Below are 14,896 nucleotides of genomic sequence, written 5' to 3'. Positions count from 1 at the left end.
TCTGAACTGGAGGTGAGCTTGCAGTGGCACGCTCATTCACGTTCCCGAGGCCCCGTCCGCGCGGATTCCTCGGTCGAAAGTTCGAGGCCGACGAACAGTTGGTCCTAGGCGCAGGAGCAGTCCTAACCGTCATCTCGCTGGCAGCCCTGCCCGGAATTCCCCTCAAGATCGCCGGATCGCTCGGGGTTGCCCTGTTCACCGCTTGGGCGGTGCTCATCCCCTTCCGCGGGCGTACTTACCTGCGATGGTTCGAAATCCAGCGCTCATACCGGCGGGGGCTGCGCAACGGCTCGCTGCTGTACCGGTCCACCGCGCCGCTCGCCGGGCGCTGGGGCGACGGGCGTCCGGCCGCCGTCACAGCGCCGGCGGGTGTCCCCCCGAGCATGGAGTGGTTCGAGGCACGGACCGGATTCGGGACCGTCGCTGTCTTGCTGCAACCCAGTGAGGCGATGTTCAGTGCCGTGGTCGAAGTCGAGGGGATGAAGCACTTCGGCGGCCTGGACGCCGAGGACAAGGAAAGCCTCATCAGCGCCTGGGAGTTCCTGCTGCGCAGTACCGCCGAGTCGGGGGGCCGCATCCAGCGCGTGCAGTGGCTTTCCAAGATCATCCCAACGGATCCCAATGCTCACATTCGCGACGCCGCCACACGCCGTGACCCCAATGCGGCCAGCTGGCTCGACGCCTCGTACGAGCAGCTACTGAAGCGGGTGGCTATCTCCGCAGAGGACCGCCGGCTCTTCCTCGCGCTCGGTATTCCCTACAGCCGTGACCTCGTCGAGGAGGCCAGCCGGTACAGCACGCTGGCCGAGGGTTACGGCATCGTCCTCGGCAAGGAGATCGAGACATTCATCCGCAACCTGGGCCGAGCCCAGTTGCGTTGGGTTCGCAGCCTCGACGAGGCGGCGCTGTCTTCTCTCTTCCACCACAGTTATGCGCCCGGGCACTGGCTGGACGACAACCGCGGCATGGACCGCTCCACGGCCTGGCCGGCCGAGGTCGACGCGCGGGACGAGACCCTCATCGCCGCCCGAGGCTTCGAGGCGGACGAGCCGTGGTACAGCGCGACGGCCTGGGTGAAGCAGTGGCCGACGATGCCGGTCGGGGTCAACTTCTTGGCACCGCTCCTGCTCTACGTCCAGGACATGATTTACACCGTCGGGGTCACGATGGAGCTCGTCCCCGGGGAACGGGCGCTGGCCGAGGCGCTCTCGGACGTGACCTCAGAGATCGGCCAGGCCGACGACACCCCAGGCAAGCTGCAGGACCCTCGCGAGCGGCGGGAGATTCGCGCTGCGGCGGGGACGGTCGAGGAGATTGCTGCCGGAGCCTCGGGCGTGCGGCTGACGGGCTGGGTCACGGTGACCAGCTCGGACAAGGAAGAGCTGATCCGGCAGAAGAACGACATCCGGGCCGCGGCTGCCAAGTGCCAGCTGACGCTGGAGTGGTGCGACAAGGAGCAGTGGCGCGCGTTCGCGAACACGCTGCCCCTGGTCGGCGGCATCCTTCCTGAAGGGCGGCGGTGACCCATGCTGCGCATGATCCTGCCTCAGACCGCCACCCGCCGGCGCGCGGTGCGCACCACGACGATGCAGGCCTGTGGCCTGTATCCCGCAGTGGGCGCGCCCAGCCTGGATCCGCGTGGCGTCATCATCGGCCGGGAGATCTACAGCGGGCGGGCCTGGATCTACGACCCGTTCGTGCTGTACGACCCAACAGCCCGGGAGCGTCTGGCCAGTGGGCATGTCCTGGTGCTCGGCAAGTCGGGGCACGGGAAGTCCGCGCTGGAGAAGACCTACGTGCTACGCCAGTTGCGATTCCGCAACCGGTCGTTCTGCATCCTCGACGCTCAAGGGGAAGACGGCCGGGGAGAGTGGGACCAGATCGCCCGCACCCTCGGCATCACCCCGATCCGTCTGGTCTACGGCGGATCCGGCCAGGGCGTACGGCTCAACCCTTTGGATCCCCGGATCCCAGCCCGTCACCAGTTCCGCGTGCTGTCGTCGATGGTCGAAATCCTGGCTGGCGCGCTGTCGTCAGAGACTGACTTCGCGCTGTCACAGGCCCACTCGGTGGCCCTGCGGGTCGCTGCTTCCGAGAAGCGGGTACCGGTGCTGTCCGACGTTCATAACGCGCTTACCCACCCCGTCGCAGCAAAGCTCGGCCAGCGCGAGATCAGCGCGGAAGACCTGGTGATATGGGGCCAGCCCGCCTCACTCGCCCTGGACAAGCTATGCGCCCCGAATCGGGAGCTGGCAGGTCTGTTCAACGGCCCTACCTCGGAGGGCATCGACCTCGACGCACGGCTGATCGTCTTTGACCTGGCGCAGCTGCCCCGCGAGGGTGTCGCGATGCCGCTCCTGATGGCCGTGATCGGACCGTGGCTTCGATTCGGCTGGCTGAAGGAGGACGACGACGTCAAGAGGACGTTGATCGTCGAGGAGGCCTGGCACATCCTGTCCCACCGCGCTGTAGCCCGGCTGTTCGAGGAGTTCATGAGGTACGGCCGCAGGTTGGGGCTGAGCTTCTGGTCGATTCTCCATCATCTGGGCGATCTGCTGATCGCCGATGCTCCCGAGGCCGCTGCCATCCTCAAACTCAGCGCGACGCGCGTCATTTATCACCTGGATCAGCACGAGGCCGAGATCACGGCCGACTACCTGCAGCTGCCCAAGTGGGCGGTGGCCGCCATCACGGACCCTGCCAACCTGTGCGCGCCTGGCCGAGCCGTGTGGCAGGTGGGCAAGCGGGTGTTGCTGGTCGAACATATCCGGTCGCAGACAGAGATCCAGCTGACGAACACCGACAGCAGAATGACGGAGAAGCGCACCGCGCCCTCTGAGGGCTTCACCGCTCCCATTGTGCCCCTGCGCAAGGGGGGTGGCGTGTGAACGGCAAGGTTGTCACCCCCCATAGCGGGATACGGCTTCACCTCTTCCGCGACGGGTGGTGGCTGTTCGGGATTGCCGCGGTGGTCGCCGGGTCCTTCCTCATGTGGGTGGCCGCGGCCGTCTCCGGCCTGCTCAACCACGGGCGGATCGCCACAGTGTCCTGGTCGGAGGCGGGGCAGGCGCTGGTGAAACTGCCAGCCGATCCCCTGGACCCGGGGAAAGCATTCCCGCCCGGGGCAGGGGTGGGCCATGCGCTCATCTTCTATCCGGTGCTCGTCGCCACCGCAGTGTGTACCGCCGTAGTCGGGCGCAAGGCATGGCGACGGTGGTCCGCCTGGAACTCTGAGGGCACGGACGGCCTCGCCACCAAGCGCGAACTGGAAGCGGCTCTCGGCGAGGGCTACGCACTGTCCCGGCTTCCAGCCCTGCGCCCGAGTCTGGCCAAGCAGGCGAAGGCGGCCGGTGCCACGACCAAGGCGCAGTCCCTCCTGCCGGCCCGGCTTCGCAAGGACGATCAGAAGCTGTCCGTTGCCAAGCCCAGCGTCAAGACTGTCGCCGTCCACATCGGCGTGTCGGATCCCACGGGTGTCCCGCTGTGGGTGCCGATTGAGGAAACCCTTCTTCTGGTCGCGCCACCCCGAGAAGGCAAGACGAGTCAGATCATCATGCCAGGAATCCTTGATTTCGAAGGAACGGTTCTGGCGACCAGTTCGAAGGTTGACATCCTCTACGCCACCGCAAAACTGCGGGAGCGGCACGGTCCCGTGCAGGTTCTGGATCCGACCGCTCTGTCCGGGTGGCCACACCAGTTGCGGTGGTCGCTCGTGGACGGCTGCGAGGATTTCACAACGGCACGAAAGCGCGCCGAAACCCTCACCTCCACCACAAAGTCGGAAGAGGGCACGAAAAATGGCGGCTATTTCGCGATGAACGCGCAGATCTTGATTACCTGCTGGCTTCACGCGGCCGCCCTGGAAGGGCTTGGGGCGATGAATTTGCTGCGCTGGGCCACCGCGCCCAGCATCCGAGAGCCGGTGGACATCCTTGCCAGGCACGGCCGGTCAGATCTCGCGCGCGCGCTCGCCGCCCAGCACGCCGCGGCGCCTGAGGAGCGCAGCGCCTCGTGGCGTACTGCAGAGCAGAGCTTCACTGCGCTCTACGACCCCCTCGTGGCGCAGATCTTCGCCGCGGACCCGAAGGATCCGTCCCTGTTCAGTATCGAACACTGGCTGCGCACCGGCGGAACACTGTTCTTGATCGGCGAGGAGGACGAAGGGTCCAGCCTGGCCCCGATTATGGCGGCCTTCACCAGGTCCATTCTGGACACCGCGAAGAAGGTTGCCGCAAAGATGCCGAACGGTCGGCTCGACCCACCGCTTGGCTTCTTCGGTGACGAGTTGGCGAATGTCGCGCCGCTCCCTCAGATTCCGTCTCTCATGAGCGTCAGCGGATCGCAGAACATCTTCGTCGTCGCCGTGCTCCAGAATCTCGCCCAAGCTCAGGAAAGGTGGGGCGAGATCGGTGTCCGAAAAATGTTCGCCGCGGCCACAGTGAAGGTAATTCTCGGTGGTGTCAGCGATGAGCAAGAACTGAAGACGTACAGCGCATTGGCGGGAGAATTCGAAGAGGACACGGAGTCCATATCTGACAGCGGGGACAGCATGTCGGTCTCTGTGTCGACCCGGCGCCGGGCGGTGCTGGAGCCGGCTGACATCCGGATGATTCCCGAACGGCACGGCCTGGTGGTGCACCGCCGCACCAAGGTCACCAAGGTCAAGTTCGAGCGTATCCACGAGAGTTCTCGTGCTGCGCAGATCAAGGCCGCGACGGACGCCGCCCTGCGGGAGGCGCAGAACAGTGGCTGAGAACGAGGACTTCGGCCTGGAGGAGCCGGAAGAGGACCCGTTCCAGCCGCTGCTCGACGCGCTGGACGCCTTCAATGGCGAGCAGAAGATCATCACCAATCGGCTCACCGAGATCGAGCAGCAGCTCAGTGCCCTCCCCCAGCAGGCTTCCGCGGGCGCGGTGGGCAGTGGACCAGCGGGCGGCGCCCCTGCCGAGGGCGAGCGGGTGCCGGGAGCTGCCATCGACTGGCGCACTGTGCCGGAGGATCAGTACCAGGAGCTGTGGGACAAGTTCGTGGACTGGGTGCTGTGGCTGGCCGACGAGTTCGAGCTCTCGACCGATCAGCTTCCGCGCCAGTGCTGGTATCTGCACGGCGCGGCGCGACAGGAGCTCACCGCACTGTGGACAGGGTGGGAGTCCGCCTACAACCCGACGGGGCAGGATGCGGCCGCCGGGCCGTATCTGTGGCACGACGCTCTGGCACGGGTGCTGGAGCGCCTTCCTCGGATGTACCTGGGCGAGTGCGCGAACGGTTACCACCAGCCCCGCACCCGGGTGCCGTTCACAGGCAGCGTCGAGTACCGCGATGCAGTGCGGGGGCAGGTGAGCCCGCCGCAGGGAGCCTGAGCGTCGACACGTCATGCAGGTGGGCCTGCCGACCCCAGAACATCGGGGGTCGGCAGGCCCACCTGCATGACGCCGCCGGTCAGCGTGCTCTGGCTGCCATCGTCGGCGACTGGAGCTCGGCGTAGTAGTGCTGCGGTCGCGCAGGCTTGGGAGGCAGCGGAGCCGCACGGGCGGCCCGCTGGTCGGCTTCCAGTTGTCGAAGACGCATCTGCGTCTCGGTGACGACCTGGATGTGGCGCCGGGCCCGCTCCTGTCTCTGAGTTGCTTCGTCGCCGGCTTCTGCCTCCTGAGCCATGGGTGCGGTCCTTTCCCTTCGTTGGGTTTCTCGGTGAGTCCTCTGTTCAGTTACGGCCGGCACCTGCTGTCCGCGCAAGTGGCTGCTGAGCTTGCCGCGCGGCCTGGTCCTGCGGACGTATCGGTGTGACGGCAGGGCTCACTCCTTGCGCCGCTGGCTCCGGCGGCCGCTCCGTCTTGAGGGCCTTGACTCGCTCTCCACTGTCCTTGAGGAAGCCCGCCACCCGGGCCTGGTTGGAGGGGCGCACGCGCCGCTCCGGTTCGGGTGCGCTCGCTGGCTCCTCTGGACTGCTGGACGGTGCTGCGGGCCCGGATTCCGGCTGGGAGTCGGCGGGCGGCGGCACATTTGCGGGCGTGTCCTCTCCCGCCGCGGGACCCGCGCTCGCGGGTGGCTCGGCTGCGGGCCCATCCGGGGTCGGTGCCGCGCTGGCCTCAGCAGCGCCGACCTCAACGGGGCTGGCTTCGGCCGATGCGGACGGGTCCTGCTGCGCGGATTGCGCGTGCAAGCTGGCGCGGTAAGTCGCGAGTTCGGACTCGGCGCGCAGCAGGGCATGCTGCAGTTCGCCCGGGTCGGTGATGAGCATGGCACGGCGAGAGGGACCCTCGGGGCGCGAGGCGTCCGCCCCTGAGACGATGCCCAGTCGCTCCATGACTGTCAGCGCATGCTGGGCGCGTTCGAAGGCCTCCGGGCTGTCAGCGAGAACTAGCGGCGAAGGCTCCTGAGTGGCGAGGGCTCGCTGTGCGAACTCCTGGATGTCCGTCGCCGTCAGCCGCGCCGCGGCGGCCGGGTCGGGTGTGGTGCTTCCGCTGATGGTGAGGTGAATGCGCTCGGCCCATGCGTCGAGCAGCTGGCGCCGCGGGTTGCGTTCGGACAGGGTCTCCGCGAGCTCGAGGACGGCAGTGCGAATGCGGCTCCACTCTTCGATCCGCGCGGGGCCGTCCACGTCCTTGAGTAGGAAGCCGATCCGGTCGGAGGGATCGAGGGCTGCGTCGAGGCCGTTGCTTTCACCGCGCTGCGCGGTGTAATCCAGCTGGGCCAGTAGCGCCCGGGCGTGGATGCTGGCCCGGCGGGCGGGCGTCTCTGGGTCGTCCGGGTCGAGCGCTTCGAGTTCTTTCCATGCGGCGCGCGCCTGCTGAATGGCCGTCTCGTACACGCCATTGATCTTCTTGCCCGTGTAGAAGCCGGGCTCCCGCGTCTCTCCTTCGCTGATCCTGCCGCGGAGGAGGTCAACGGTCTCCCTGGCCCAGTGGTGGACCGCCTCCCAGAGCGCCGTGCTGAGGCGATGCCCCTTGCTCTCGGATTCCGCAGCCAGGTAGCGGGCGAGGGTTGCGATCACTTCGGCGCTTCGGATCTTCAGCGTCCGCCCGAGCCCATTGAGCTTTCGGTCGTCCTGGAAGCGTTCCAGTGCGACATCCAGGCGGGTCCAGCGGCGGGTGAGGTCGACAGCCGCTGCAGCGGCCGGTGAGCGGCGCATGCTAGGCAGGGAGTTGCGCAGCGCGTCCCAGGTGAGGGCTTCAGGCCAGCTGGGGAGGGGGATGCGGCGCTCGCTGGGCGGGGCAAGTGCCTCCAAGGCAGTGACGAGCTTGTCCATTTCGCGTGTCACGGCAAGGAAGCCGGCGAGACTCGTACCGGGCTCAAGGACTCCGGCGGCCTGGTCAGCAGTGTCACTCGCGACGCTCGCGAGTGCGCTCAGAGCCCGTCGCCGCGGGTGCGCCCAGATGCCTTCGTTGAACATCTCCTCCGCTATGGCGGTGCTGTTGATGGCGATGGCACGGGCTACTGCCGAGGTGAGCGCCGCCTGACGCCGTTGGCGTGTGTACTCGCTGATGTCGGTGTCCGTGCGGATTGCGGTCAGCGAGGCGTTGGCCGCCGCGACGAGACGCTGGATCTGCTGGTACCGCGGATCTTCCCGTAGCGGAGGGAACTTGATGATGGCCGCGTCGTCCATGGCGGCGAGCGTCTCCAGCTCCCGCGTCAGGGGGTGCAGGTCGAGCGGGACCGTGAGGGTGACTTGTTCCCCTGCCGCTGCCAGTGTGGCGTCAGCCTCCTGGGCGTCAGCGACCAACTGCTCTCGGAGAGGTGCCGGGGACGTGGCAGGCGCAGTCTCCTGGGCCGCGCTGACGCTCGGCTCCGTGCCGGCGGCTTCGGCAGCCTGGATGACGGGTTCAAGATCGGCGGCCAGTTGCTCCGCGGGCAGGTTCTGCGCTGGCTCGGCGGTGTCGGTCGCTGCCATGATCGGGAGTTCCTCCTGGGAGTGTGTCTCCTGCTGGGCGCGTTGGCGCTCCTCCATGACCTGGTGGATGGCTTCAGTTGCCCGCCGAAAGGCCGAGTCGGCGCTTTCGTGTTGGTTACGTTCGGCGAAGGCCGCGTAGGTGGTGTGCTCGGCTCCCATCCCCAGGGTGTCTTGCAGGTGCAGCGCTAGCTTGATCACGGTTGCCTCGGGCAGCCGGGCGGCGCCAAGCATCACGCCGATCGCCTGGGCGGCGTCGACTGGAGGCAGAAGGCTCTTCTCGTCCTCCATCTTCTTGAGCGTCTCGGTGGCCCTGAGTTCAACGACTCGTGCGAGGGCCTCATCCAGGGGAACTGGCGCTTCCGTGAGTGCCCGGTGCAGGGCCTCATCACCTTGGGTCAGGCGCAGCTCATCGGGGTCCTTGGCGCCGTCGATGAACACGGCATGGACAGGGCCGTCCCATTCGGCTGCCAGGGCCGCCTGCCGAAGCAGAGCGTCCTGGCCCCCGCGGTCGTTGTCGAGGACGAACACCAGAGGCTGCGGGCCGTCGTGGAGGGCCGCGAGTTCGGCGATGTGATTGGTGGTGAGCGCGGTACCGCAGGGGGCCACGGACACGCCGGGACTCTCGGGGTCCGGGTGCCCGACGGCGTCTAGTGAGGCGGTGTTCGCGTTGGCGTCGAACGGCCCCTCACTGAGGTAGATCGGGCCGCCGCGTGCGGCGGTGGCCTGCCAACCATCGGGCCCGTACAGCTGCTCGCCCTTCTTGAAGACGGGGGTGTTCTTGGAGCGGTACTTGCCGTAGTCCTCGACCGCCTTCGGGTCGAGGGCACGGCCGATGAAGGAGATGACACGGCCCTGCTGGTCGCGGATGGGGAGCACCACGCTGTCGATGAACTGGTCGACCTCCTTCCCCTTCTCTGTGATGTTCAGCAGGCCTGCGGCGACCAGCTCCTCCTTACTGAATCCCTGGTTGCGCAGTTCGTTGGTGATCGCGCGCCACTTTCGAGTACGTGGCCCAGCAGGCGCGTACCCCAGGCTCCAACGCCGGGCCTCTGCCGGCTCAGTGATGCCGCGCTTCTCCGCGAGGTGGGCTTGGGCAGTTGCCGCTTCAGGGGCTGCCAGTGCCTGCTCGAAGAGGGGAAGGGCGGCTTCGAGAGCAGCGTAGATCCGCTCCTCGGCGACCGGCTCCTGCTGCGGCTCGCTGGCAGTGGCGGCAGACGGTACGGCGGTGCGCCGGGACGGTGGGCCTACCTCCACCGAGGACGCCGCTCGGGTCACCTCGCGTGGAGCGGTGGAGGCTGGGGCGGCGGGGGCGGGCCCATTCACCGCCTCAGGGCCGCCATCCTGGGGCGCCTCAGGGCCGCCATCCCGGGGCGAGGGCGAGGCTTCTCCGCTGTGTGCAGGCGTCGCCTCGGCCGCCAAACCTGCGGGCGCGCCAGCGTCCGTCTGAGCAGTCGTTTCCGCATCAACGCGGTTGAGCTGGGTCTGCAGCCACACTCCCAGCTGCACAACCCCTAGGGGGCCATGAGTGTCAACTGGAACTTCGCTCAGGCCCTGTTCCTCGGCATGGGCGGCCATCTGCTCTAGAGCGGCTCGGTCGACCGCCTGGCTCGCGTCGTCGCTCAACCGCTGCGCGTCGGCTCTGGCGACCTGGTTGGGTCCAATGGGTGCCTGCGGGACGAGCTTCGGTCCGGACGGCGCTGTCTGGCCGCTGGCCTCCAGGCGTGCCGCGATGGCGGTCACCAGTCGGGGGTAGGGGGATTCTTCACGCGGCGGGCGCACGCCGGGGGTGAACGGTGTCATGTCGGTGGGTGTCACCGTCAGGACGGGTTCCGGGTCCTCTTCGAGGCTGAAGACGATCCCTGCGGGCGTTGCCTCCCAGTAGAGCGGCAACTGCCGCTTTCCGATGCGCCCGTACATCGTGCGCGTGGCGGGGGCGCCGCTATGGTGCAGGGCGTTGCGTACGTCTGCCGCGAGGCGGTCCGAGGCCTGGTTCTGGAAGGTGTACGTGTCGCCGTTCACTGTGAGCACGACCACCTGGCTGGCGGTGGGCTGGGGGGTGGCGGCTGTGCGGGGCTGCGCCGCCCTTGCGGGCTGGGCAGCCGGAGGGGGTGCAGCCATGGGCTTCTCCATCGGCTCGGTGGCGGGCTGGGTGGCTTCCGGCGCGGTTGTGGGCGGCTCCGGGTCTGCGGTGCCTGAGGTGGCGTCTTTCTGTTTGGGAGGGAGTTGAGGAACGGCTGGGGCGAGGGCGACTTGAGGCTGGGCAGCTGATGTGGCATCGGCTGGCTGCCGGAGTGCAGTGAGCACCTTGAGCAGCGCGTTGGGGTCCGGGAGCTGTGCGACCAGATCGTGTCGGCGGCTGCGCTGTTCTGGCGTGCCGGGCGCTGTCCGGGCGGTGTGGATTGTGAAGATGGTCGTGTAGTTGGCGACGGCGCTTCCCTCGGGGGTGATCGCGATCGACCCGTCCCAGCCGGCGATGTAGTCGAGGTGACTGCAGACCTGGTGGGGGTCCAGTCCGAGCATCTCGGCCTCGTCCGCAGCGCGGGAACGGTGCGCGGCAACGGTCGCGGCAAGCCGGCTGATGGTGGGGGGCGCCTGGGTGGTGTCCTGGAGCAGGGTCGTGAGCTCGGCGTGGAGCGCGCGTTGGACTTCGCCGACCAGGCGGTGCTCTTCGGTGTCGGTGATCTGGTCGAGGACCGATCGGGCGTTCTCTTCGAACTGAGCCAGTGGATAGGCCTCCTCCCAGGCGGCCTGGCCGATGACCTGATCTCCAGCGTCTGAGAGATAGGCGGCGGCCAGTGCCGAGAGGTCTCGGCGCGGGGTCCGCGTGTAGCGGCGCTGTGCGCTGCTGAGGGAGGGCCAAAAGCTGGCCTCGGCGGTGCTCGCAGGTGTGGCGTGAGGTGCCTGGAGGGCGGGCAAGTCCAGTGCTGCTCGGGCCTTGTTGTGCTTGTCCAGCCAACCCACGCGCTGGAGCATCCAGGCGAGGCGGTCGTGGGCGGAACGGTAGGCGGCGTGGACAGGTACGTTGAGTCGGCTTGTGTTCATCAGGCGGCCGTCGTGAATGCTGCCGTCCCAGCCGGCGGCGTCGGCCAGCACCTCAGTGACTGCGCCCGCGTCGATTCCACGTCGCTGTGCTTCGGCTTCGGCCTGCTCAACGACGTGGATGAATGCACTGTGGCTGCGCCGGTAGGCCTGTTCGGTGGGTAGGTCGCGCCCGTATCCGCGCGCATAGTGCAGGATGCCGGGTGCGATCATGGCCGTCTGGAACTGCTCTTGCGCTTCTTCGGCGCAGGCGACGAGTTCCTCACGGAGTGCCTGGCCAGCTTGGGAGGCCAGGGCGCGTACGGAGGAGTTGCGCGTTCGGCTGAGCGCATTGGCAAGTGCGGCGTCGAACTCTGCCAAGGGGTTGAGCTGTTGGAACAGGGCCCGGGCGTCGCTTCGGACCTTCGGGTCCGTGATCTTTCGGGTTGCCTCGGTCAGCGGATCGGTGTGGGGGTTGGTGCCCGGCTGCAGGTCTGTGCCGCGGCTGCGCCATGCCTGTAGCCGCCTTCCTCCCATGCGACCGATCTGCGGCCATTTGGAAATACGGAAGGGGGGCGGTATCTCCTCTTCGGCTGCTGAGGGGAGTGTCGGGGCAGCGCCGGAGTCGGTGGTGGGCGTCTGCCTGGCCGGTTCCGTCTGCGTGGAGGGTGTGGCTTGCTCGGTCCTGGTGTCCTCCGCAGGCTCAATGTCCTGGTCCACGGGTTGAGTGGGCGTTGCTGCCTGGGTGACGGTGATTTCGACCGGTGTGTTGCTGTGGTCTCCGGAGAGCCCGGCCCTATTCGGTTCCTCTACGGGTTCTTCCGCCGAGCGGCCCCCGTCGGCGTCCCAGGTATCGAGACCGCCGGGGTCCGAGACGACGTCGGCCAGTGCCGCAGGCCCTGAGGTGGTGGGTATTGCGGCGCTGCCTTCTGCGCCCTCGGCTGCGGCCATCCCGAAAAGCGCCTCTGTGTTCGTTTTTTGGCGTGTCGGTGTGTTCTGGCGGGGCCGCTGGGGCGGCCTTGCCGGGGCATCGTCGCTGGCGGCCGCGGGGTCAGTCGATCCTGCCTGCTCGGTTGAGGGGCGTGAGGGGGAGTGGTTGCCGCCGCGGACTGCTTCGGCCGGTTCGTCCGCGAGATCTTCTACGATGCTGCGTCGCCGCGTTGGGGTGGAGACCTCTTCGACGGCAAAGAGTGCGTCTTCGTCCGCTGACTCGGGCGCTGGCTGTTCGGCTCGGACCTGACTGGGTGCGGTCGTGGGCGTGGTTGGCGGGGTTGTCTGCTCTGATGCTGCGGCCTCGGTGGTTTCCCGCGCCTTGGCAGCAGCGCGCTCGGCGGCCCGCTGCTCCAGGCTGGCGACGTCCGCATCGAGGTGCTGGGCCTGGACATCAAGGGCGGTACACAGGTTGAGGATGTCTTCGCCTATGCCGGACTGTGTCCGTACAGACAGCGGCAGTCCGGCGTTGATCTCCTGGACCATAGGCAGCGCTGCGCGCAGTGCTGCAGCGCGTTCACGGCAGCCTGCGGTGCCGTTTCCCGCGGTTTGCAGCGGTGCGAGCGCCTGCTCGACCTCGCCCAACGCTGCGCTGAGTCCGGGCAGGATTTCCGAGCGCCGCTCGGCTTCCGCCTTGAGCCGGGTGAGCAAGGAGTTGGGGCCGGCTATGCGGTTCATGTCGAACTGCATCGCGCTGAGGGAGCTATGCGGCCCGAGCAGCCGTGCCAGGTCCTCGGGACGACGTCGTTCGCGGGGAACGACCTGTAGTTCCTCACTGGCTTCCGGAAGGTAGGGATACTCGTCCTCGCCGAAACGAAGGCCGATGTGCAGTGTCCGGTTGGTGACGTGGAAAATGTCCGTCACTGCGACGCCGGTGCGCCCGCGGGCCACAAGGTCACCGACGCGGACTTCGTCGGCCCGTCGTGGCTCGGGCCGAAGGTCGTCGCGGTACTTTCCGGGGTCGACAAGCACGCTGGACGGCAGTCGTGTAATGAGGACATGCGGTTCGTCCGTAGTCAGTACCTTCCCGGTCCCTGCGTCTGTGAGGGTGGCCTCGAGCAGTGCGACGGAGCCCCAGAGCTGCCCGTCGTAGGACGGATACACCAGACCCTGCACCCTGACTTCCTCAGGCTTCTTGTCCATGTCCCGGGTGCTGTCCGGCCACTCGAGACCGCCTCGGCCGACGGTGAAGGTCACGTGGTCGCCGGGCTGCATCTGCTTCGGCGTGATCTCGTGAGGCTCTGGCGTATCCGGACGCGATTCCGCCTCTTGCGCGTACTTATCGCGGGGTTCGGGCGCATCGTCGTCGAGCTGTACGAACTGGCCGAGCTCGTTCAGGTCGCTGAGGGTGAGCGTGATGCTGTCACTGGTCTGAACGAGGAGGCGGCCGTTGCTGTCGTACCGTCGCCGTCCAATGGTGCTGTGGTCCGTCCGGGAGAGGGGGCGTCCCCCTTCGTCCCACAGGCGGACCCCTTCGAGGCGGAGGTCTCCGCTGTCCGGAGACACCGAGGTGACGGTCGCCCAGCAAGTGATGACGTGTGAGGCTCCGAGCGCTTCGGAGAGGAGGACTCGGCCGTACAGCGTGCTGGCCGGCGTCTGCAGCTGGATGCGTTGCCCCGCCTCGAGTTCGAATGGCAGGACGCGGGTGCCGAGGGCCCGTCCCTCGTCGTCCACTGCGGACCGCTGCGGTTCGCCCGTGGCCAGGGGTACGCGCTCGTCGGGGCCTACGGTGCGTTGGCCGGCGGTGGTCAGCAGCGTGATCTGGTCGTCCGTGCGGCGGGTAATGGACAGCACCCGCTCCGGCAGCGTGGGGTCCGCCTCATGCCGCAGTTCCGTGCCGTTCTGGATCTCCCGGCCCCAGATGCGTCCGGTTCCGGCTCCGTCGTTGTCCGTTCGCTCGCGTTCAAGGTCGTAGCGCCGTTGGGCATTGCGGTGTTGGTCGCCGAACTGAGCGGCATGTTCGGCGTCGATGCGCAGGAAGGCGAGCTTCCAGCTCTCCCCGCGGTCACTCCCGCGATCGTCGGGGCGGACGTCGGGAGCTGCCCAGTTGAGTGGGTTGCCGTCGGCGTCGTGCAGGGTGGCGACGAGCGCGGCCCAGCCCTCGGCTGCTTTGCGGGTGGGGTGATTGGTGCGTGCCTGGTGGTTAGGGTCGGTGGCCGGGATGAGGCTGTTGCCGCTTCGGGCGGTCAGAACGAGCCACCCGAGAGGTGCCGAGATGAGCGCGAACTGTCCGTCCGCGGAGAGGTGGACGGTCTCGGGGTTCTGGGTGGCGATGTTCCGCAGCGCGTTTCGGTGGTCTTCGGGCAGCGCCGGGTCGGCGCCTTGAGCCCAGTAGGCCAGCAGATCGTCGCGGCGGCGGAAGGGGCCGGTGTGCGGGTGGGGGTCGGCGGGCCGCTGGGCCTCGAGGGCTGCATCGTCTGCGGCGGCTCGCTGGACCTGGAAGCGGAGGCCGGTCTGGTTGTAGATCTCGTCGTAGGCGTAGCCGGGGATGGTCTGGGTGTAGCGCAGCTCATCGCTGGTGGTGAACTGCGCCCAGTTGATGGGGTTGCCGTCGGCAGTGGTGGCTTGTTCAAGGAGGTCGGCAAATTCGGTCGCGTCGCGCTTGGTGTCCTCGCCGTCTGCGGAGGAGATGAGGGTCCCGCTGGCGGTGTGGACGGTGTACCACTTGCCCTTGCGGTACAGCGGCTTGTTCTTGGCTGTGGACTTGGCGACGAGGAATGAGCCGCGATCGGTGACGTGTGCGCGCGTCAGGTCGAGGTTGGCTAGGAATGGTGGCTGCAGGGAGGTGAGGTGGTCGATGGCCTCTTGGCGGGTTTCGGCACGCTGCTGGGGGGTCGGCTCGGCCGGTTCGGGGGGATGCGGTGGGGTCCGCTCCGCGGCCTGCGAGGTGGAGAAGCGAGGATTCGCGGGCTCTTGGGCCGGCAGCGCTGGCTCGGGGATGGTAGACGACGGACTGGTGGCCTGCTTCTCCGATGCCTGGGTGACTGCTGCGAGGGTAGC

Annotated in this window: 6 protein-coding genes (1 of these 6 only partly in view); 4 read left to right on the top strand and 2 right to left on the bottom strand. The window is 67.7% G+C overall.

Going from position 1 to position 14,896, the window contains the following annotated elements:
* Nucleotides 1–23: 23 nt before the first annotated feature.
* From AC5WS8_RS32585 to AC5WS8_RS32570, 4 genes are read left to right on the top strand one after another with little or no spacing between them, the layout of a single operon-like run.
* Complete coding sequence (locus tag AC5WS8_RS32585) at nucleotides 24–1,523, top strand: SCO6880 family protein (protein ID WP_496107110.1); 1,500 nt, start codon at nucleotides 24–26, stop codon at nucleotides 1,521–1,523.
* 3 nt (nucleotides 1,524–1,526) lie between these two features.
* On the top strand, nucleotides 1,527–2,888 hold the full coding sequence (locus AC5WS8_RS32580; protein ID WP_496107109.1) for a putative type IV secretion/conjugal transfer ATPase: 1,362 nt from the start codon (nucleotides 1,527–1,529) through the stop codon (nucleotides 2,886–2,888).
* Entirely contained in the window at nucleotides 2,885–4,753 is a 1,869-nt protein-coding gene (locus AC5WS8_RS32575; RefSeq protein ID WP_496107108.1) for a type IV secretory system conjugative DNA transfer family protein, read from the top strand. The genes AC5WS8_RS32580 and AC5WS8_RS32575 overlap by 4 nt, the downstream gene beginning before the upstream one ends.
* Complete coding sequence (locus tag AC5WS8_RS32570; RefSeq protein ID WP_496107107.1) at nucleotides 4,746–5,360, top strand: hypothetical protein; 615 nt, start codon at nucleotides 4,746–4,748, stop codon at nucleotides 5,358–5,360. The genes AC5WS8_RS32575 and AC5WS8_RS32570 overlap by 8 nt, the downstream gene beginning before the upstream one ends.
* Nucleotides 5,361–5,439: 79 nt before the next feature.
* Here AC5WS8_RS32570 and AC5WS8_RS32565 read toward each other — a convergent pair whose 3' ends face one another.
* Together AC5WS8_RS32565 and AC5WS8_RS32560 are read right to left on the bottom strand one after the other, a co-directional pair.
* Nucleotides 5,440–5,655: a hypothetical protein gene (locus tag AC5WS8_RS32565; protein ID WP_496107106.1), complete on the bottom strand. Its 216-nt coding sequence runs from the start codon at nucleotides 5,653–5,655 to the stop codon at nucleotides 5,440–5,442.
* A gap of 46 nt (nucleotides 5,656–5,701) precedes the next feature.
* Nucleotides 5,702–14,896, bottom strand: partial view of a helicase-like domain-containing protein gene (locus AC5WS8_RS32560; protein WP_496107105.1) — the end only. 22,095 nt of this gene lie beyond the right edge of the window; 9,195 of the gene's 31,290 nt are visible here — the last part of the coding sequence; its start codon lies beyond the right edge, outside the window; the stop codon is at nucleotides 5,702–5,704.

Source organism: Streptomyces sp. PTL18, from assembly GCF_059510295.1.
This window is presented reverse-complemented; position numbering and strand designations above follow the sequence as displayed.

Bases quoted from the DNA above. Each gene is read 5' to 3' on its own strand.
- AC5WS8_RS32580 (WP_496107109.1), top strand. From the start codon at position 1,527: ATGCTGCGCATGATCCTGCCTCAGACCGCCACCCGCCGGCGCGCGGTG.
- AC5WS8_RS32565 (WP_496107106.1), bottom strand. From the start codon at position 5,655: ATGGCTCAGGAGGCAGAAGCCGGCGACGAAGCAACTCAGAGACAGGAG.